We start from the raw sequence: 16,198 nt of genomic DNA on the forward strand, positions 1-16,198 counted from the left end.
CAAAGCACGCATAGTTAAAAACGCAAAGGGCGCAAAGCCGGTTATTTATGCTTTGTGTTCTTTGCGAAAATCTTTGCATTCTTTGCGGTTCCTTAATTTAAAATTCTATCACCTGCGCCGACACAGGCCCAAGCGTAACAGGGATGCTTGTTCCTGCAGGTATATTCAATTTTGTTCCGGTTAGCAAATTAGTAACTGGCGAAGAACTTTTTACTTTCAGAATATGATCCGGTATCTCAATGTTTGCTTCTAAAGTTTGGTTCCTATCGAAGTTAGCAACTATTAATAAACGTTGCTTGCCCGAGTAGCGAATAAAAGCATACATGCGGTTATTCATGTTTCCTGTTTGTGGAACATCATAAATTTCACCGTGTAAAACGGCATCACTGCTAGTGGTCACTTTTAGCAATTGCTGATAATAAGTCCTTAATGACTGCTGATCTCCATTTAAACCATATCCATCAAATAAGCCACCATTCATCCATTGCTGGTGATAAGGTATGCCCCAATAATCAAAAATCGTGGTGCGGTTATCATCGCCCCCAAACCCTTCTGCGCCTTTACCTGGTTCGCCCACTTCTTGTCCGAAATATAACATGACCGGCCCGGCACCTAAAGTTGCTGAAACCACCATTGCAGGTAAAGCCAGTTCGGCCTTCCCTGCAAAGCCTGCAGAAGCAATTCTTTCCTCATCATGGTTCTCTAAAAAGCGCAACATGTGTTTGCCAAAACCAGCACTTTCTGCCTGCCATACGTGACGGATATCCTTAACATCTGCATTTGGTTCGTTTCTAATCAGTCTCTTTAAGCCATCGTACAATCCAACTTTATCGTATAAATAATCAAATTTACCCTCCTCCAGATATTGCCTGTAAACCTGTGGATTGTAAGCTTCACCAAGGAAAATTAAATTCGGATTTATTTTCTTTACCTGTGGAATTACCCAGTTCCAGAATGCAATCGGCACCATTTCGGCCATGTCACAACGGAAACCATCCACTCCTTTGTTAGTCCAGAAGATTAGAATATCCTTCATTTTTAACCAAACTGGTGGAATAGGATCAAAATACTGTTTCTCCCCATTCTGATAGTCTACACCATAATTCAATTTAATGGTTTCGTACCAGTCGTCGTATTTTGGTGCTTCAGAAAAAACGTTATTTCCTGTAGCCTTTGCCGGATTTTCGTCAAATTTCCCATCCTGCAAAACTGAAAGCGGTGTTTTCTGTCCATTGGCAGGCACTACAAACTGCTGACCTGGAACATAATAAAAATCATTTTTCGGACTGAAACTTTTGCTCATATCATCTTGCTCACCGAAATCAATTACATCCTTCGGCTTCGCATAAGAATGATAACTTCTTGCCACATGATTAGGTACAAAATCGATAATAACCCTCAGCTTTTTGGCATGTGTTCTTTTTACAAGCGCTTCGAATTCCTGCATCCTTTTTTTAACATCAACTGCTAAATCAGGGTTTACATCATAATAATCGCGGATGGCATAGGGCGAACCCGCGCGGCCTTTCACCACATCAGCGTCATCAACCTTAATTCCATAGGCAGAATAATCTGTTAAACTGGCGTGAGCAATGGCTCCGGTGTACCAAACGTAATTTACATGAAGCTCTTTTATTCCATCCAAAGCCTTATCGGTAATGTCGTTAAACTTACCCGAACCGTTTTGTTCGATGGTTCCATAAGGGATATTTGCTGTGTTTTTATTTCCAAATAACCGAGGCAATAACTGATAGATCACGATTTGTTGATCGTTCATTTTTTTTCTCCTTTTTTGTGCGAAAGATGATAAAGAGAGCATCGTTAAGATCAAAATAAGCATATGAAGATTTACTTTGCTCCATCGAAAAGGCGACAAACATGGTGCCGAAAGCCCTTTCTGATTTGCAGAAGTTAGATTTTTAAATCCTCCACCTTCAACCATTAAACACTCATCCTTACTCATACTAACGCTGCATTTTTAACGTCAATTTCAGCGTTACCTGCTAATTTGTATAACTGGTTTTTGATGTCAATTTCCAGAGCTACGTCATTATTATTTTTAATGCTGATGCTATTTTCCGTAATGTTTATTTTTAGTGTTGCCCCTCTAAAACCAATTGTAAACGAGAACGATTTCCATTGTGCTGGCAAGAACGGATTGAATTGTAATTTCCCGTTTCGAACACGCATTCCGGCGAAACCTTCTACCACACTCATCCAGGTTCCGGCCATTGAAGTGATGTGCAAACCATCTTCTGTATCGTTATTATAATCGTCTAAATCTAAACGGGCGGTACGCAGATAAAATTCGTAAGCACGCGCTTCATCATTTAGTTTCGCAGCTAAAATACTGTGTACACAGGGCGAAAGAGAACTTTCATGAACGGTACGCGGCTCATAAAAATCGAAGTTTCTTCTGATGGTCTCGAGATCGTAATCCTCTTCAAAGAAATATATTCCCTGTAAAACATCAGCTTGTTTGATAAATGGTGAACGCAAAATTCTATCCCAACTCCATTTTTGGTTAATTGGTCTATCGCTTGCTGGCAAATCTTTTACTAACGTTTGCTCCTTATCCAGATATCCATCCTGCTGTAAGAAAATACCTTTCTCCAGATCTTCCGGATAATACATCTTGTCGATAATGGCTGCCCAATCTGTAAATTCCTGATTTTTAAAATTCAGGCTTTCCAATAACCTGGCATATTTTTCAGGCTGTTGCGTTTTTACAATTTCCGCAGCTTCCGTTGCATACTTCATGCACCAGGTAGCGAGTAAATTCGTGTACCAGTTATTGTTAACATTGTTTTCGTATTCGTTTGGACCGGTAACGCCAAGCATTACATATTGCTGTTTTTCATTGCTCCAGTTTACACGCTGTTTCCAGAAACGGGCAATGCCGATTAATACTTCTAACCCGAATTCAGCAAGATAACTTTCGTCACCCGTATAGCGGATGTAGTTATATATAGCGAAGGCAATCGCTCCGTTACGGTGAATTTCCTCAAAGGTTATTTCCCATTCATTATGGCATTCTTCGCCATTCATGGTTACCATCGGGTATAAAGCCGCTCCATCTTTAAAACCTAATTTAGCAGCATTTTCTATCGCTTTCCCTAATTGTTTATGGCGATAAATCAACAGGTTTCTGCTTACTTCCTGAGGCGCTGTGGCCAGATAAAATGGTACACAATAAGCTTCGGTATCCCAGTAAGTAGAGCCTCCGTATTTTTCACCTGTAAAGCCTTTCGGACCAATATTCAGGCGATCATCTTTACCGGTATAGGTTTGAAACAACTGAAAAATATTGAACCTGATGGCCTGCTGTGCGGATACATCTCCTTCAATAATGATGTCACTTTCTTCCCACTTGGTTGCCCAGGCAGCTTTTTGTTCTGATAATAGCGTCTCAAAACCTTTAGCGGTTGCTTTCGCAACTACTGACTTTGTTTCCTTTAAAAGCGATTCTTTTGGATAGTTTTCCGAAGATAGATTTGCCGCGATTTTGATTAGCGTAATTTCTTCATTAGCATTAAAGTCAATCGTTACGGTTTGCCCAACAAATTTTTCTTTGCGAAGTTCTTCTAACTGAACATCGAGCTTTTCATTGTTTTTATATAATTCGATGTTACTGCCTGTGCAAACTTCAAACGCTGTTTTTTTCGTTCTCAGTTTAAGGTAAGCTTCTGTTCCAGAAAATTCATCCGCAACCAGATCCCAGAATTTTTCATCGTAATTGCTATCCTGGTTTTTAACATCACCATCAATAAATGGCATTAAAGTTAATTTCCCATCAAAATCTACTGAGGTAATGGAATAACGAATGGCACCTACTTCATCATCAGCTATGCTGCAGAAACGGGTTGCTTTTACTTTTACAGTTTTACCACTTTTCAGCTTTGCGGTGAACGTACGTTCTAAAACACCCGCATGCATATTCAACACCCGTTTAAATTCGCTTACTTCTGTAGTAGCCAAATCTAAAACCTCATTATCCAGTTTTACTTCAATGCCTACCCAGTTTGCTGCATTCAAAACTTTGGCAAAATACTCCGGATAGCCGTTTTTCCACCAGCCCACACGAGTTTTATCTGGATAATAAACGCCTGCAACATAGTTACCTGGTAAAGTTTCTCCAGTGTAAGTTTCTTCAAAATTAGCCCGCTGACCCATCCGGCCGTTGCCTAAGCTGAAAATACTTTCTGAAATTTTATTTAAATGTGGATCAAAGCCTTCTTCGATAATGCTCCACTCATCTGCTTTAATGTAGTTTTTCATATTCTAGTATCAAGTAGTTGGTATCAAGTAATTAGTATTAGGTATCAAGACAAATTCTCTACTTGATACTTGCTACTCCTTTACAACTCCTCTAAATCTTTAATTGTTAATTTATCTAATCCGCTCACGACAAGATCTGCTTCGGTAAGCACGCTTTTTTCACCGATACCAATGGCTTTCATCTTTCCTCTTTTTGCAGCTTCTACGCCTGCAACAGCATCTTCAAAAACTACACATTCGTCTGATTTGAAACCTAAAAGTTCTGCTCCCTTCAAAAATACTTCAGGATCTGGTTTTGATTTGGTTACCATGTTTCCATCTACGATTTCGTCAAAAAAATGTGCAAGATTGGTTTTCTCTAAAATAATTCCTGAATTTTTACTTGCCGAACCTAGTGCCAATTTATAACCTGCCTGGTGGATTTCAGTCAGAAAATCTACCGTTCCAGGTAAAACTTCTGCAGGTGTCATTTTATTGATCATGTCTACATACCAGCTATTTTTCAAGGTAGCCAGTTCTTCTTTTTCAGCGTCGTTTTTTTCTACGTTACCCCAGGCCAAAATTTTGTTTAAACTTTCCACTCTGCTTACTCCTTTCAACTGTTCGTTTTGTTCTTCTGTAAAATCAAAACCCATGGTATTCGCCAATCTTTTCCAGGCCTGGTAATGGTAAACAGCGGTATCAACCAGTACACCATCGAGGTCAAACAGGCAAGCTTTGATCTGACTTTTTGGTTTGGAATTTGGAGTTTGGAGTTCTTTTTGCATTGTAGTAAGTATATAGTAGTTAGTATCAAGTATCGAGACAGGGCGCATACATGGCTTTTCGCGTTGGCCTTTTAGCTTTCTAGGTAGTATTAAGTAGTTAGTACCAAGTATCGAGACTCGGTGCATACATGGCTTTTTGCTTTAGTCTTTTAGCTTCTGTTAGTATCAAGTATCGAGACAGGGCGCATACATGGCTTTTCGCTTTGGCCTTTAGCTTTCTAGTTAGTATCAAGTAATTAGTATTAAGTATCAAGATAGGGCGCATGCACGGCTTTCTGCTTTAGTCTTTAAGCTTTCCGCTTTAACCTTATTTAGCTTTGATTTTAGTTTAATTCTAAAACCAGTGTTGTTTTGGCTGGCACTTTAATTTCGTTGAATGAAATGTTTTCGTTGGTGATGATATTCTTTGCCGAGGTTGTTCCGAGGGTTCTTTCTGCGAAACGATCCGTTTTTAATGTCTTTTCTTTTTCAGCATTATTTACGATCACCATCACTGTGCCTTTCACATTTTCATTATAGCGGAAGTAAACATAAATATCATCCTCCGGTACAAACTGCATCAATTTTCCGCTTTGTAAAGGAACACTGTTTTTTCGATAATTTGCTAATGTTCGCACAAAATTAAATGCCTCGTTTTCTTTGTTTGTTCTGCCTTTAGCGATGAACTTATCTTTTTTATCTCCATACCATCCACCTGGGAAGTCAGCACGCACCAAACCATCAGGATTAGAAAAGTTTTTCATCAAAATTTCTGTGCCATAATACATTTGAGGGATGCCCCGCATGGTAAGCAATAAAGCCATACCCATTTTATATTTTTCGAAATCTTCATTCACCACAGAGTAAAAGCGACTCATGTCATGATTATCCAAAGCAATACAATTTTGAGTAGGATCTTTATATAGAAAATCATGTGCAATAATGTCGTATAAACGATTTACACCATCAGTCCAGCCATTTTTTCCGTTTAGCGCTTCATAAATTCCTTCTTTCACGGCCATATCGGTAATCCCTGGCAGGTGCGTATTGAAACCACGATTAACAGTATTTCCTTCGGTAAAATAAGCCTGATTCGGCACACCGCTTACAAAGGTTTCTCCGAAGATAGAAAGGTTTGGAAACTCAGCTTTCAATTTCAATGCCCAATCTGCCATATAAGCCGGATCATTGTAAGGGTAAGTATCTAAACGTAAGCCATCAATGCCTGCATATTCAATCCACCAGATGTGGTTTTGAGTCAGGTAGTTTTGCACGTAAGGATTTTGCTGATCCAGATCGGGCATAGATGGTACGAACCAGCCATCCAACATTTTCTTTCGATCGGCTTGAGCGGCATGTGTATCCATAACCGCCTGATCGCGGTAACTGGTTTGTGTATATTTTGGCCACTGATGTACCCAGCTTTTCATTGGCAAATCTTTAAAAAACCAATGTCCGGTACCAATATGGTTGTGAACAATGTCTTTAATTACCTTCATGCCTTTTGCATGAGCAGTTTCTACGTATTTTTTGAAAAGTTCGTTGGTGCCATAACGTGGATCAATCTTATAATGATCTGTAACTGCGTAGCCATGGTAAGAAGCTTTCTGCATATCATTTTCAATCTCTGGTGTCATCCAAACAGTGGTGATGCCTAAATCTTTCAGGTAATCCAGGTGATTCATTACCCCCTCAATATCGCCTCCGTGACGGTAATACATACTATCACGGTTTAATGCAGTTTCAACTAAGCCTTTCACCACATCATTACTTTTATTGCCATTCGAAAAACGATCCGGCATCAATAAGTAAATAAAATCTTTTTGTGTTACGCCCTGAATTCTGGTTGCGCTTTTATCGCGGTTCCTTAATTCGTAAGTGTAATTCAATATCTTTTTTCCATTTACAGTGAAGTTAATTGGAAATTTTCCTGCCTTAGCAGTTGTTGCAATGGTTAAATCTAAAAACAGGTAGTTCGGGTTTTCCACTTTATTAACCTTTACCAGTTTCACACCCGGGTAAGTTAATGAAACGGTACTTGCTGCAATGTTTTCGCCATGTACGATGAGCTGCAATTCAGGATTGTGCATTCCGGTAAACCAGAACATCGGTTCTATCCGCTCTAATTTCTGAGCAAATAAAGAACTTGCTGAAAGTGAAATCAGCAAAGCCAGAAGTATTATTTTTTTTCCTGCAGATTGCAGAAAGTTTGTTTGAGCATTGGATGATAAAGGAAAGAGCGAAAAGTTTTTGGATCTGAACATGCTGAAACATTAAAGGATAAAGCCCTGCGGAACATACGTTCGGCAGGGCGAAATAAGAATTAATTACTTTTTAACCAGGGTATAGCTACCACCTGTTACCACATCGCCCGCTTTCGTAAGCGTTAAAGTGATGGTATAAATGCCAGGGGTTTCCACTTTAATGTTTCCACCACCCAAAGCAAGCGTGGTACCGCCACCTAAATTAATCGCCCAGTCGTGACCGAAACGAAATTTAAATTCTCCTGCAACCAGTGTTGTTTCCAATGTGTAAACTGTAGCCTTGCCATCGTTAATTACTTTCAAATCGGTATCAGTAACCCAACCTCCCGGAGTCGCATCACCAAGAATAGACCATTCTTTTGGCGTAGTGATGGTGTAAGTTGATTTATTTAAGTCGACTGTAACTTGTTTCACTACCGCATCCGGAGAATTAATATCGCCACCAGAAGTACTAATCGTACCCGCACCTGCATCTCCATACGCAAGATCGAAGTTTTTCTTCGGCGTAACTTTAAAGGCAAGTTTAGCTGGTGTAAAGGCAATCATTCCGGTATAAATACCATTGCTTGATAACGAAACTAAACTATCTGCAGTAGCAGGCGCCCAACCTTGATAAGCGCCAGGAACATAAACCCACGAGGAAGATAAATAAGGTGTTGCACTTAAGGTAACTACATTCGAAAAGCTGATGTCATTTACGGCTGCGCCGGATCTTAACCGTACTTCAACCTGTGCAGGCGTGCCTACTTTGCCACCTAAAGCTAAAATCATATTGTTTACCTGGGTAACCGTTGGTGCATAAGTACCGCTTGTAACTACTATTTCAGTTGGCGTACTAAAGTTTTTCCCTTTTAAATCGAACTGTAAAGTAGAAGTGACAGGCACAACATAACCTGTTGCACTAGATATAGGAAAGTTTAAGGTTAGTGCGGTTTGTGTACCATTGGTCTGCACTAAATTTAAATTAGTGGCCGAAGCCGCCAATGTTCCTGCAGGTGCAATATTGGAAACGGTTTGCGTTTCGTCTTTTTTGCAAGACCAAAGCGATAGGACGATTAAGCCCAACGCTAAGGATTTGAATATTGTTGATTTCATCTCTTATTAAAAATTAAGATTAATAACCTGGGTTTTGAACCAAATTTGGATTGGCAATTAAATCTGCTGTTGGAATGGCAAAAATGTTGCGGTAAGCCGGGATTGATGCACCAGCTTTTACGCCACCTTTGTAAGGCCACAAATAAGTAGCACCTGCAAACCTACCGAAACGGACTAAATCTGTACGGCGGTGACCTTCCCAGTATAATTCGCGACCGCGCTCATCTAAATAAAAATCGGTAGTTAAAGCCGCCGCAGTTACATTACCTGATGTATTTCCATAAGCTCTTGTGCGTAAAGAATTTACATAAGTTAAAGCCAACGCTGGATTACCGCCTGCGCCACCACGTGCAACAGCCTCACCATAAATTAAATACTGCTCAGCTAAGCGGAACAAAGCAAAATCTAAAGAGCTGAATGTACCGTTTAAGGAGGCCGGAGTAGTATTGCCAGATGTTCTGTTTGTAAACTTGGTTACGCGTAAACCATCAGTAAAAGTACCTACATCATCAATTGTATTTTTGGTACCGAAGAAAACACCACGTTTATCTAGTGTTCCGTTTGCATCAGGAAACAATGCCGGTAAATTCTGGCGGGTCCTGTTTCCACCCCATCCGCCATTTGGAACACCGAAACTTGCCGGATTCATATCTGCATTAATCGCTGCATTAATTAAGAAGGTTGTACCCCCGAAATTGGTGCCGTTTACGCCATCATAGTTAATGGTTAAGATGTTTTCTGTATTGTTTCTATCGTTATCCGATTTGAAAAGATCCAGGTAATTGTTTTTCAACTGATAATTAGCTGCGATTACCCTGCTTGAATAGGTGATCGCTTCGGTGTATTTGGCTGTACCAGTATAAACCTGTGCATTTAAATATAACCTTGCCAATAAAGCCCAGTCTGCACCTTTATCTGCGCGACCATAATCGTTTGCACGCGGCTCAGCTAAATCGTCTTCAATGGCTTTCAACTCAGATTCAACATAGCTGAACAATGCAGCCCGCTGGATTTGCTTTGGTGCAACTTTACCAATGTTATCCTCTTCCGTTACGAAAGGTGGATTACCAAAAGCATCTAACAATACCCAATATTGGAAAGCGCGGAGAAAACGAGCTTCTGCGCGGTACTTGGTAATGGCCGAAGCATCTGCTCCGGTAATGTTGCGACTTGCTAATTTCTCTGGCGTACTTTCTCTTAAAAACTCGTTACAAAAAGTAATCTGTAATAAACTTCTCGAGTATAAACCTCTTAAAAACTGGTTATCGTTACTTGGTGTACCGAAGTTTAATTCCGGAATCCCAACATCGCCCCAGGCACAAATGGCTTCATCTGTTGTCAGCTCCTGAGAAGTCCAGAATAACCTGAAGAAATCTGCAAAACCTGCATTTAGTCCGCCGACATCGCTGTTATCAGAACCCGATGGGCTGGTTAATGCGTAAGTAGCATATAGTTTAACCAGGCTATTTTTATATCCGGCCGGAGTTGCATAAACATTCTCGGCAGTTACATCATTGGTTGGCGTTAAGTTCAAATCCTCTTTTTTACAAGAATTTAAGCTAAAAAGCAATAACCCTGATGCTAATATGATTTTAAATGAATTTTTCATTTTATATTTTCTTTGATATTAGAAACCAACATTTAAACCCAACGTGTAAGTTCTTGGTCTTGGGTATAAGTTAAAATCAATCCCTGAAGATAATTCCGGATCTAAACCTTTGTAATTAGACACAATGAATACATTCTGAACATTGGCAGAAATACGCATGCTGGCATTGCTGTTTTTAGAGAGCTTACCTACATTGTATGATAAACCCACGTTATCCATTTTTAAGAACGATGCATTCTTGATAAAATAATCACTCAAATACTGTGTACCAGAACTACCAGAGAAGTTGGTGTTATATAAATCAACACCCGCATTGTTTAGAATTCCTTGTGTACTCAGGATGTTATTTCTGATCCCGAAGTTGGATGAGATATTATCATACACATAGTTTCCAATGCTTGCCCGAAGCACGGTTGTAGCCGTCCACTTTTTGTAGGTGAATGAAGTATTGAAACCAAAAGTAAAGTTTGGATCTGGTGATTTGTAGAAATACTGATCATTGGTGTTGATTACGCCATCGCCATTTAAATCTTCATAAACACCCTCTAAAGGTAATCCATTAGCATTGTAAACTTGTTTGTAAACAAAGAATGCACTTGGAATCTGATTTACCGCGTTCCATTTCAAAGTATTCCCTGTACCACCGGTAATGTCGCCGGCACCTACTTTCGATCCTGCATCAGGGTTTAAGGTTAGGTTGGTGATTTTTCTTTTGTTATAGGCAGCATTCACACCAAATTCCCAGGTTACATCATCTTTTTGAATCGCTACGAAATTTAAGCTGGCCTCTGCTCCCTTTACTTCCATATTCCCCACATTGGTAGTTAATAAGTTACTGAAGTTAGTTCCTACCGGGATATTGATGGTGCTTAACAAATCTTTTGTTTTTTTGTAATAAACATCCACACTACCGTACAATCTTCCTTTTAAGAAACCATAATCTAAACCAGCGTTATAGGTGGTTGTCGTTTCCCATTTCATATCAGGATCATAACCAGCCGGGCTGTAATAGTTGTAAAAAGAGTTTCCTACCTGGTATTGTCCCTGGTTGGTGTTGGCATAATACCGGGAGATGTAATTGTAGTTACCAATGGTTGCGCCGTCTTTATTACCCGTTTCGCCATAACTTAATCTCAATTTCAAATCAGATACCACCTTGCTATCCTTTAAGAAATCTTCGCCAATAATTCTCCAGGTAAAACCAGCTGAAGGGAAATATCCCCAGCGATTCTGCTCCGAGAATCTTGAAGAAGCATCTGCCCGCATCGTTCCGGAAAGAATGTATTTATCAGCCAACGTGTAAACAAATCTTCCATAATAAGAAAGCAACTTTTGTCTCTCTACGGCATTAGGGAATACCGGACTTGTTAAAATTTCTCCCGTTCCTTTATAGTTGTTGAAGTAAAAATCAGTGGTAGAATTGTCGTAATAACCATAACCCGCCGTTACATCAAATCTACTTTTAATACTTTCTACTGTTTTCGCATAATTTAAATAGAACTCTGAAAATTTATCCGAACCATTGTTCAGTCTTCTTTCAAAATAACCATTGGTTGAAGCACGTTGTGCCGCATAAACAGGCACTGATTTAGAACCATAACCTTTAGAAATATCGTAACCTAAGTTTAAGTTTGCGTGTAATTCCGGAAGAAAGTGGAAGGAATAATCAAACCTTGCGTTACCAAAACTTCTTTCTGCATTACCTACGTTATTTTGTTGTCTGATTAAAGCAAGCGGGTTACGCGGCGCATTTGGATTTGGCACGCCAGCGGCGCCCGTTCCAGAAATCCATTCAAAGTAACCTCCGAATTTATTATCTGCATAAACAGGTTGAGTTGGATCAAACTGAATGGCATTTTGAATCGCAGCATCATCAGGATATTGAGAATTACTCAATGTTCCCTTTAAACTTAAATCGATTTTTAAGTGGTCGTTAAATAAACGTGGAGACAAGGTTAAACCACCGGTTGCTCTTTTAAGCTTAGCCGTAACCAACACACCATCCTGATCTAAATAACCTGCAGATACGCGGTAAGGCACACCTTTGAATGACCCGGCGATGCTTAACGTATTATCTGTTGAAAATGCATTTTGATAAATTTCATCCTGCCAATCGGTATTTGCAGTACCTAAAAGTGCTCTTTGTGCAGCTGTTCCATTTGCATTTACATATGCACGAACCTGATCAGCTGAAAATACATCAACCTTTTTAGCTACGGTAGCAATAGAGTTGTTGGTACTAAAATTGATTACTGGTGCACCTGAAGCACCTTTTTTAGTGGTAATTAAAATTACCCCGTTAGACGCTCTTGAACCGTAAATGGCAGTTGCATTTGCATCTTTCAATACGGTAAAAGTTTCAATATCATTCGGGTTAATTAAAGAAAGCGGACTTGGTGCATTCCCAATGCTGTTTCCACTGAAAGGAACTCCATCTACAACAATTAACGGATCATTGCTGGCATTTAGCGATGCTCCGCCACGAATACGGATTTGTCCTCCGGCACCCGGCGCACCACCACCCGAGATGATGTTTACACCGGCAACTTTACCCTGAATTAATTGTTCAGGAGTGGTAATAGTACCTTTTTGAAAGTCTTTTGAACTTACCGTCGTAATTGAACCAGTTAAGTTTTTCTTTTCTGCCGTACCGTAGCCAATTACCACTACTTCATTTAATTTTTGCGCATCTGGCACCAACTGAAAGTTTAGTGTCGTGTTGCCACTAACGCTTGCGGCTTTATCTAATGTTTGATAGCCGATAAAGCTGGCAGATAAGGTTACCGAACCATTCGATAAACCTGACATTTTGAAATTTCCGTCTGCATCTGTTGATGTACTTCTGGTTGTACCTTTTACAACTACTGAAGCACCAGGTAATGGCAGGCCGGTTTCATCAAGCACTCTTCCGGAAATTGATCCGGTTTGTGCTTTTACGATTAATGCTGAAAAAACTAACAGCATCAAAAGCCCCTGTTTTAACAGGTAAAATACTCTCATATTCGAAGCTCTTTTAAGTATAAAAATTTGGTTAAATATTATAGTGAATTACACACAGGGCTAATTTACAGCACATAATTACATTTCAAAATTTATTTAAAAAATATATTCCGGATGAGAAATTATGTAAAGAAAATACCAGGAAAACTTAACTTTAATTTAAACTCAAGATTTAAAAAGGTCAGCAATTCAAAATTAAATACCTAATAAACAGCGAATTAAAAATGCAAAATTTGAATTTAAGGTGTATTTTTTACACTAAGTGATTTTTTACTCGTTTTTCGGGAACGTTCCCGAAGAATTCAAGCCAGAAGTCGGTGTGTTTTCGGGAACGTTCCCGAAATTTGGTCGGAATTCTGCGTATTTTACACTAAGTGAAGATATTTTTTGAGATTTTTAGACCTAAAAAAGCAGGCTATTTTTTGCCCTTTTCCAGGTGTTTAGCGGTGGAATTTCTAATGATCATTTTCGAGTCTAAAACGACCTCACTAAAGCAATTTTTATCTTGATGGTGATCTAAAATTTTGAATAACAATCTTGCTGCCTCTTCTCCAATTTCTACCGCTGGCTGAGTGATCGTTGTTAAAGATGGATTGAGTAACGGGGCAATTTCCAAACTCGAAAAACTGATAACTTTCAAATCATCAGGAATGACGATTTCCAAATCATAACAGGCATAGTAAGTGGCAAAAGCCAAACGCTCCACAGAGGTAAATATGCCATCTGGTTTTAAATCTACCAATGCATTTTTAATGATGATGCTATTTTCTTCATAACTGTTGCTACAGTCTACAATCAACTGTTCATCAAAATCTATATTATACTTTGAAAGTGCATCCAGATAACCTTTCATCCGCGTTTTACCAATAGAAAGACTTTTGTTTACCACTAAATAAGCAATGCGTTTACAGCCCTGCGCTATTAAATGTTCAGTTGCCTGGAAGCTGCTTTTGTAATCATTGGTAATAACCCTGGGCGTTTCTATATCTTCATAAATCCTATCGAAAAAAACCAAAGGCAGGCGTTTTGTCTCAAACTGATTCAGGTAATTATGATCATTTGCCTCACCTGATACCGACATGATAATGCCATCAGCTCGCCCGTTATGCAGGTGACTAATGAAAGTAACCTCCTTATTGTAATCATCATCTGTAACATAGATTAGGATGTGATAGCCGTTTTCCCGGGCCACACGTTCAATACCGTGAATAGCCTGTGAAAAATAATTATTGGCTAATTCGGGTACAATTACCGCAATCGTTTTGCTTTTTTGTTCTCTTAAGTTGCTGGCGTAATGGTTAGGCTGATAGTTTAACTCCTTCGCCTTAGTAAGGATCCGCTCTTTAGTGGCGCCATTAATATCGCTGTTATCTCTAAAAGCACGCGAAATTGTAGAAGTGGATAGATTTAAGGCTTCCGCTAATTTCTTAATATTAATACTGTCCATTTGGTTAAACGCTAGATTGTTTAATTTCGCTGTAAATATAGATTATAAAAACACTTTTTAATGGGCTTAATGGTATTGCTAGAAAAAAAGTATCGTATTTAACCACGTATTTATACATCTGCATCAACCACATGATTAATTTATTAGATGATAAGCTTATTTTTGGAAAAAAAATATGTACCTATCACACAAAGGATACGTCATAATTTAATTTTTATTTTTTAAAACAAAAATTAGTCTTTAAGTATTTATATTTAACGGACTATAAAATCTGCTTTTCATCAAAAACCAATTATATTGATAAAAATTTACTTTAATGAGAACTAAGAAAATACTCATCGCCGATGATGACGAAGGAATTGTGGATGCGGTAACGATGATATTGGAAGTGATGGGTTATGATGTTGAATTTACTTATGATGGTGGTGCAGTAATTGATGCCGTAAAAAGTAAACCTGACTTAATCATGCTCGACATCTGGATGAGTGGCCACGATGGACGCGACATTTGTAAATTATTGAAAAGCGATCCTGAATTTAAAGAAATTCCCATTTTAATGATTTCTGCCAGTCGTGATATCAGGCAGTCTGCCATGGATGCGGGTGCAAATGACTTTATGGAAAAGCCTTTCGAAATGGATTCTCTTTTAAATAAGGTTGGTCTTCTGTTAAATTAATTCAGGTAATTTAATCGCTGGTGAAAAGATTTGCCTAATTACATATTCTTAAAATCATATAATTAGTATGTGTTTTTCTTCTTTATAAACTTTCAAAAAACTGACTTGTTTAGCATATAGTTTAGTTGTCAATATTATTGAATAAGCCGTCTTAAGATTAATTATTTAAATTTCATAGTTTTATAAAATGAATTATGACAAGTATGAAAACATCTCTACTTCTACAGATCGCCATGAGTTTAAATTTGTAATCACAGGTGTAAAAGGTAATTTAGAGAAGCTTGTTCAATATACGCCATTTGATAATAATGAAGATATCTATAATCTTGCATTAGGGACAATTCTTGATGATGGTACCATTGATTACAAAACCTCATCAAAAAATGGAGATAGAAATAAAATACTAGCAACTATTGCTTCTACTGCATATATTTTCAGTGAATTTTATCCTGATAAAAAAATATTCCTTAGTGGGGATATCCCTGCAAAAACCAGATTATACCAGATGGCTATTAATGATTCTTATCTTGAATTATGTCAAAATTTCAAGATACAAGCTTATAAAGCTATAAAAGAAAATGGAGTAGTAGTCAAGTATAAATTGGAGGAACTCAGAAAAGGAACAAATTATGATGCCTTTTTATTCACCAAAAAAATAAAGTTGATTTAATGGCTTAACTTGGTATTAGCTAAAATTTTCGCATTTTCCTTCATCTTATCAGGTACTACATTAGAAAACTTATCAAGAGACTTATCTACTTTAATAGTTACTCCGATTGCTTTTATTTTACTTTCTGCGATTTTCATATTAAAAGTTTCCTTTCTAATGCAACACAAATATAAGTAATATATGTTATTATTATCATTATCACCTTTAGTATGTATAACATCATCACCATTAAAGTGTTTGTCTTGTCCTGAAAAGTCTTTACAGTTGGGAGCTGTTAATACTATATGTTATTTACAATAGCTTCTTAATCCGATTAAAGGTTTACATTGATGTTCTTTGTAATCCTTTCCTGAATTTACACTATTGCGCCTTACTAATCCCTATATTTATAACGATTCTATTATTTGAAATTT

General features: G+C 38.2%; 11 protein-coding genes. 2 read left to right on the forward strand and 9 right to left on the reverse strand.

What is annotated here, in order from left to right:
* Window positions 1–97: 97 nt before the first annotated feature.
* The 8 genes from SOM16_RS12620 to SOM16_RS12655 form a co-directional block, all read right to left on the reverse strand.
* A complete protein-coding gene (locus SOM16_RS12620) occupies window positions 98–1,777 on the reverse strand; it encodes an alpha-amylase family glycosyl hydrolase (RefSeq protein WP_320464359.1) in 1,680 nt (559 codons plus the stop codon).
* A gap of 182 nt (window positions 1,778–1,959) precedes the next feature.
* Window positions 1,960–4,278, reverse strand: coding sequence for a glycoside hydrolase family 65 protein (locus SOM16_RS12625; protein WP_320464360.1), 2,319 nt, complete (start codon window positions 4,276–4,278; stop codon window positions 1,960–1,962).
* A gap of 80 nt (window positions 4,279–4,358) precedes the next feature.
* Window positions 4,359–5,045, reverse strand: coding sequence for a beta-phosphoglucomutase (gene pgmB, locus SOM16_RS12630; RefSeq protein WP_320464361.1), 687 nt, complete (start codon window positions 5,043–5,045; stop codon window positions 4,359–4,361).
* 323 nt (window positions 5,046–5,368) lie between these two features.
* On the reverse strand, window positions 5,369–7,288 hold the full coding sequence (locus SOM16_RS12635) for a glycoside hydrolase family 13 protein (RefSeq protein WP_320464362.1): 1,920 nt from the start codon (window positions 7,286–7,288) through the stop codon (window positions 5,369–5,371).
* A 63-nt stretch (window positions 7,289–7,351) separates the two neighbouring features.
* Window positions 7,352–8,383 (reverse strand): SusE domain-containing protein, encoded by a 1,032-nt coding sequence (locus tag SOM16_RS12640; RefSeq protein ID WP_320464363.1) that lies wholly within the window; start codon window positions 8,381–8,383, stop codon window positions 7,352–7,354.
* A 19-nt stretch (window positions 8,384–8,402) separates the two neighbouring features.
* Window positions 8,403–9,992, reverse strand: a complete 1,590-nt coding sequence (locus SOM16_RS12645; RefSeq protein WP_320464364.1) for a RagB/SusD family nutrient uptake outer membrane protein — start codon at window positions 9,990–9,992, stop codon at window positions 8,403–8,405.
* Between the two features lie 18 nt (window positions 9,993–10,010).
* Complete coding sequence (locus tag SOM16_RS12650) at window positions 10,011–12,992, reverse strand: SusC/RagA family TonB-linked outer membrane protein (protein ID WP_320464365.1); 2,982 nt, start codon at window positions 12,990–12,992, stop codon at window positions 10,011–10,013.
* A 415-nt stretch (window positions 12,993–13,407) separates the two neighbouring features.
* Window positions 13,408–14,439, reverse strand: a complete 1,032-nt coding sequence (locus SOM16_RS12655; protein WP_320464366.1) for a LacI family DNA-binding transcriptional regulator — start codon at window positions 14,437–14,439, stop codon at window positions 13,408–13,410.
* 316 nt (window positions 14,440–14,755) lie between these two features.
* On the opposite strand from SOM16_RS12655, the gene SOM16_RS12660 reads away from it, so the two are divergent.
* Together SOM16_RS12660 and SOM16_RS12665 are read left to right on the forward strand one after the other, a co-directional pair.
* Window positions 14,756–15,115: a response regulator transcription factor gene (locus tag SOM16_RS12660; RefSeq protein WP_320464367.1), complete on the forward strand. Its 360-nt coding sequence runs from the start codon at window positions 14,756–14,758 to the stop codon at window positions 15,113–15,115.
* 187 nt (window positions 15,116–15,302) lie between these two features.
* Complete coding sequence (locus tag SOM16_RS12665) at window positions 15,303–15,785, forward strand: DUF6934 family protein (RefSeq protein ID WP_320464368.1); 483 nt, start codon at window positions 15,303–15,305, stop codon at window positions 15,783–15,785.
* Here SOM16_RS12665 and SOM16_RS12670 read toward each other — a convergent pair.
* On the reverse strand, window positions 15,782–15,922 hold the full coding sequence (locus SOM16_RS12670) for a hypothetical protein (RefSeq protein ID WP_320464369.1): 141 nt from the start codon (window positions 15,920–15,922) through the stop codon (window positions 15,782–15,784). The two genes, SOM16_RS12665 and SOM16_RS12670, sit on opposite strands and share 4 nt — an antisense overlap.
* Between the last annotated feature and the right edge of the window lie 276 nt (window positions 15,923–16,198).

It is taken from the genome of Pedobacter sp. CFBP9032 (genome assembly GCF_034045265.1).
GTDB lineage: Bacteria > Bacteroidota > Bacteroidia > Sphingobacteriales > Sphingobacteriaceae > Pedobacter.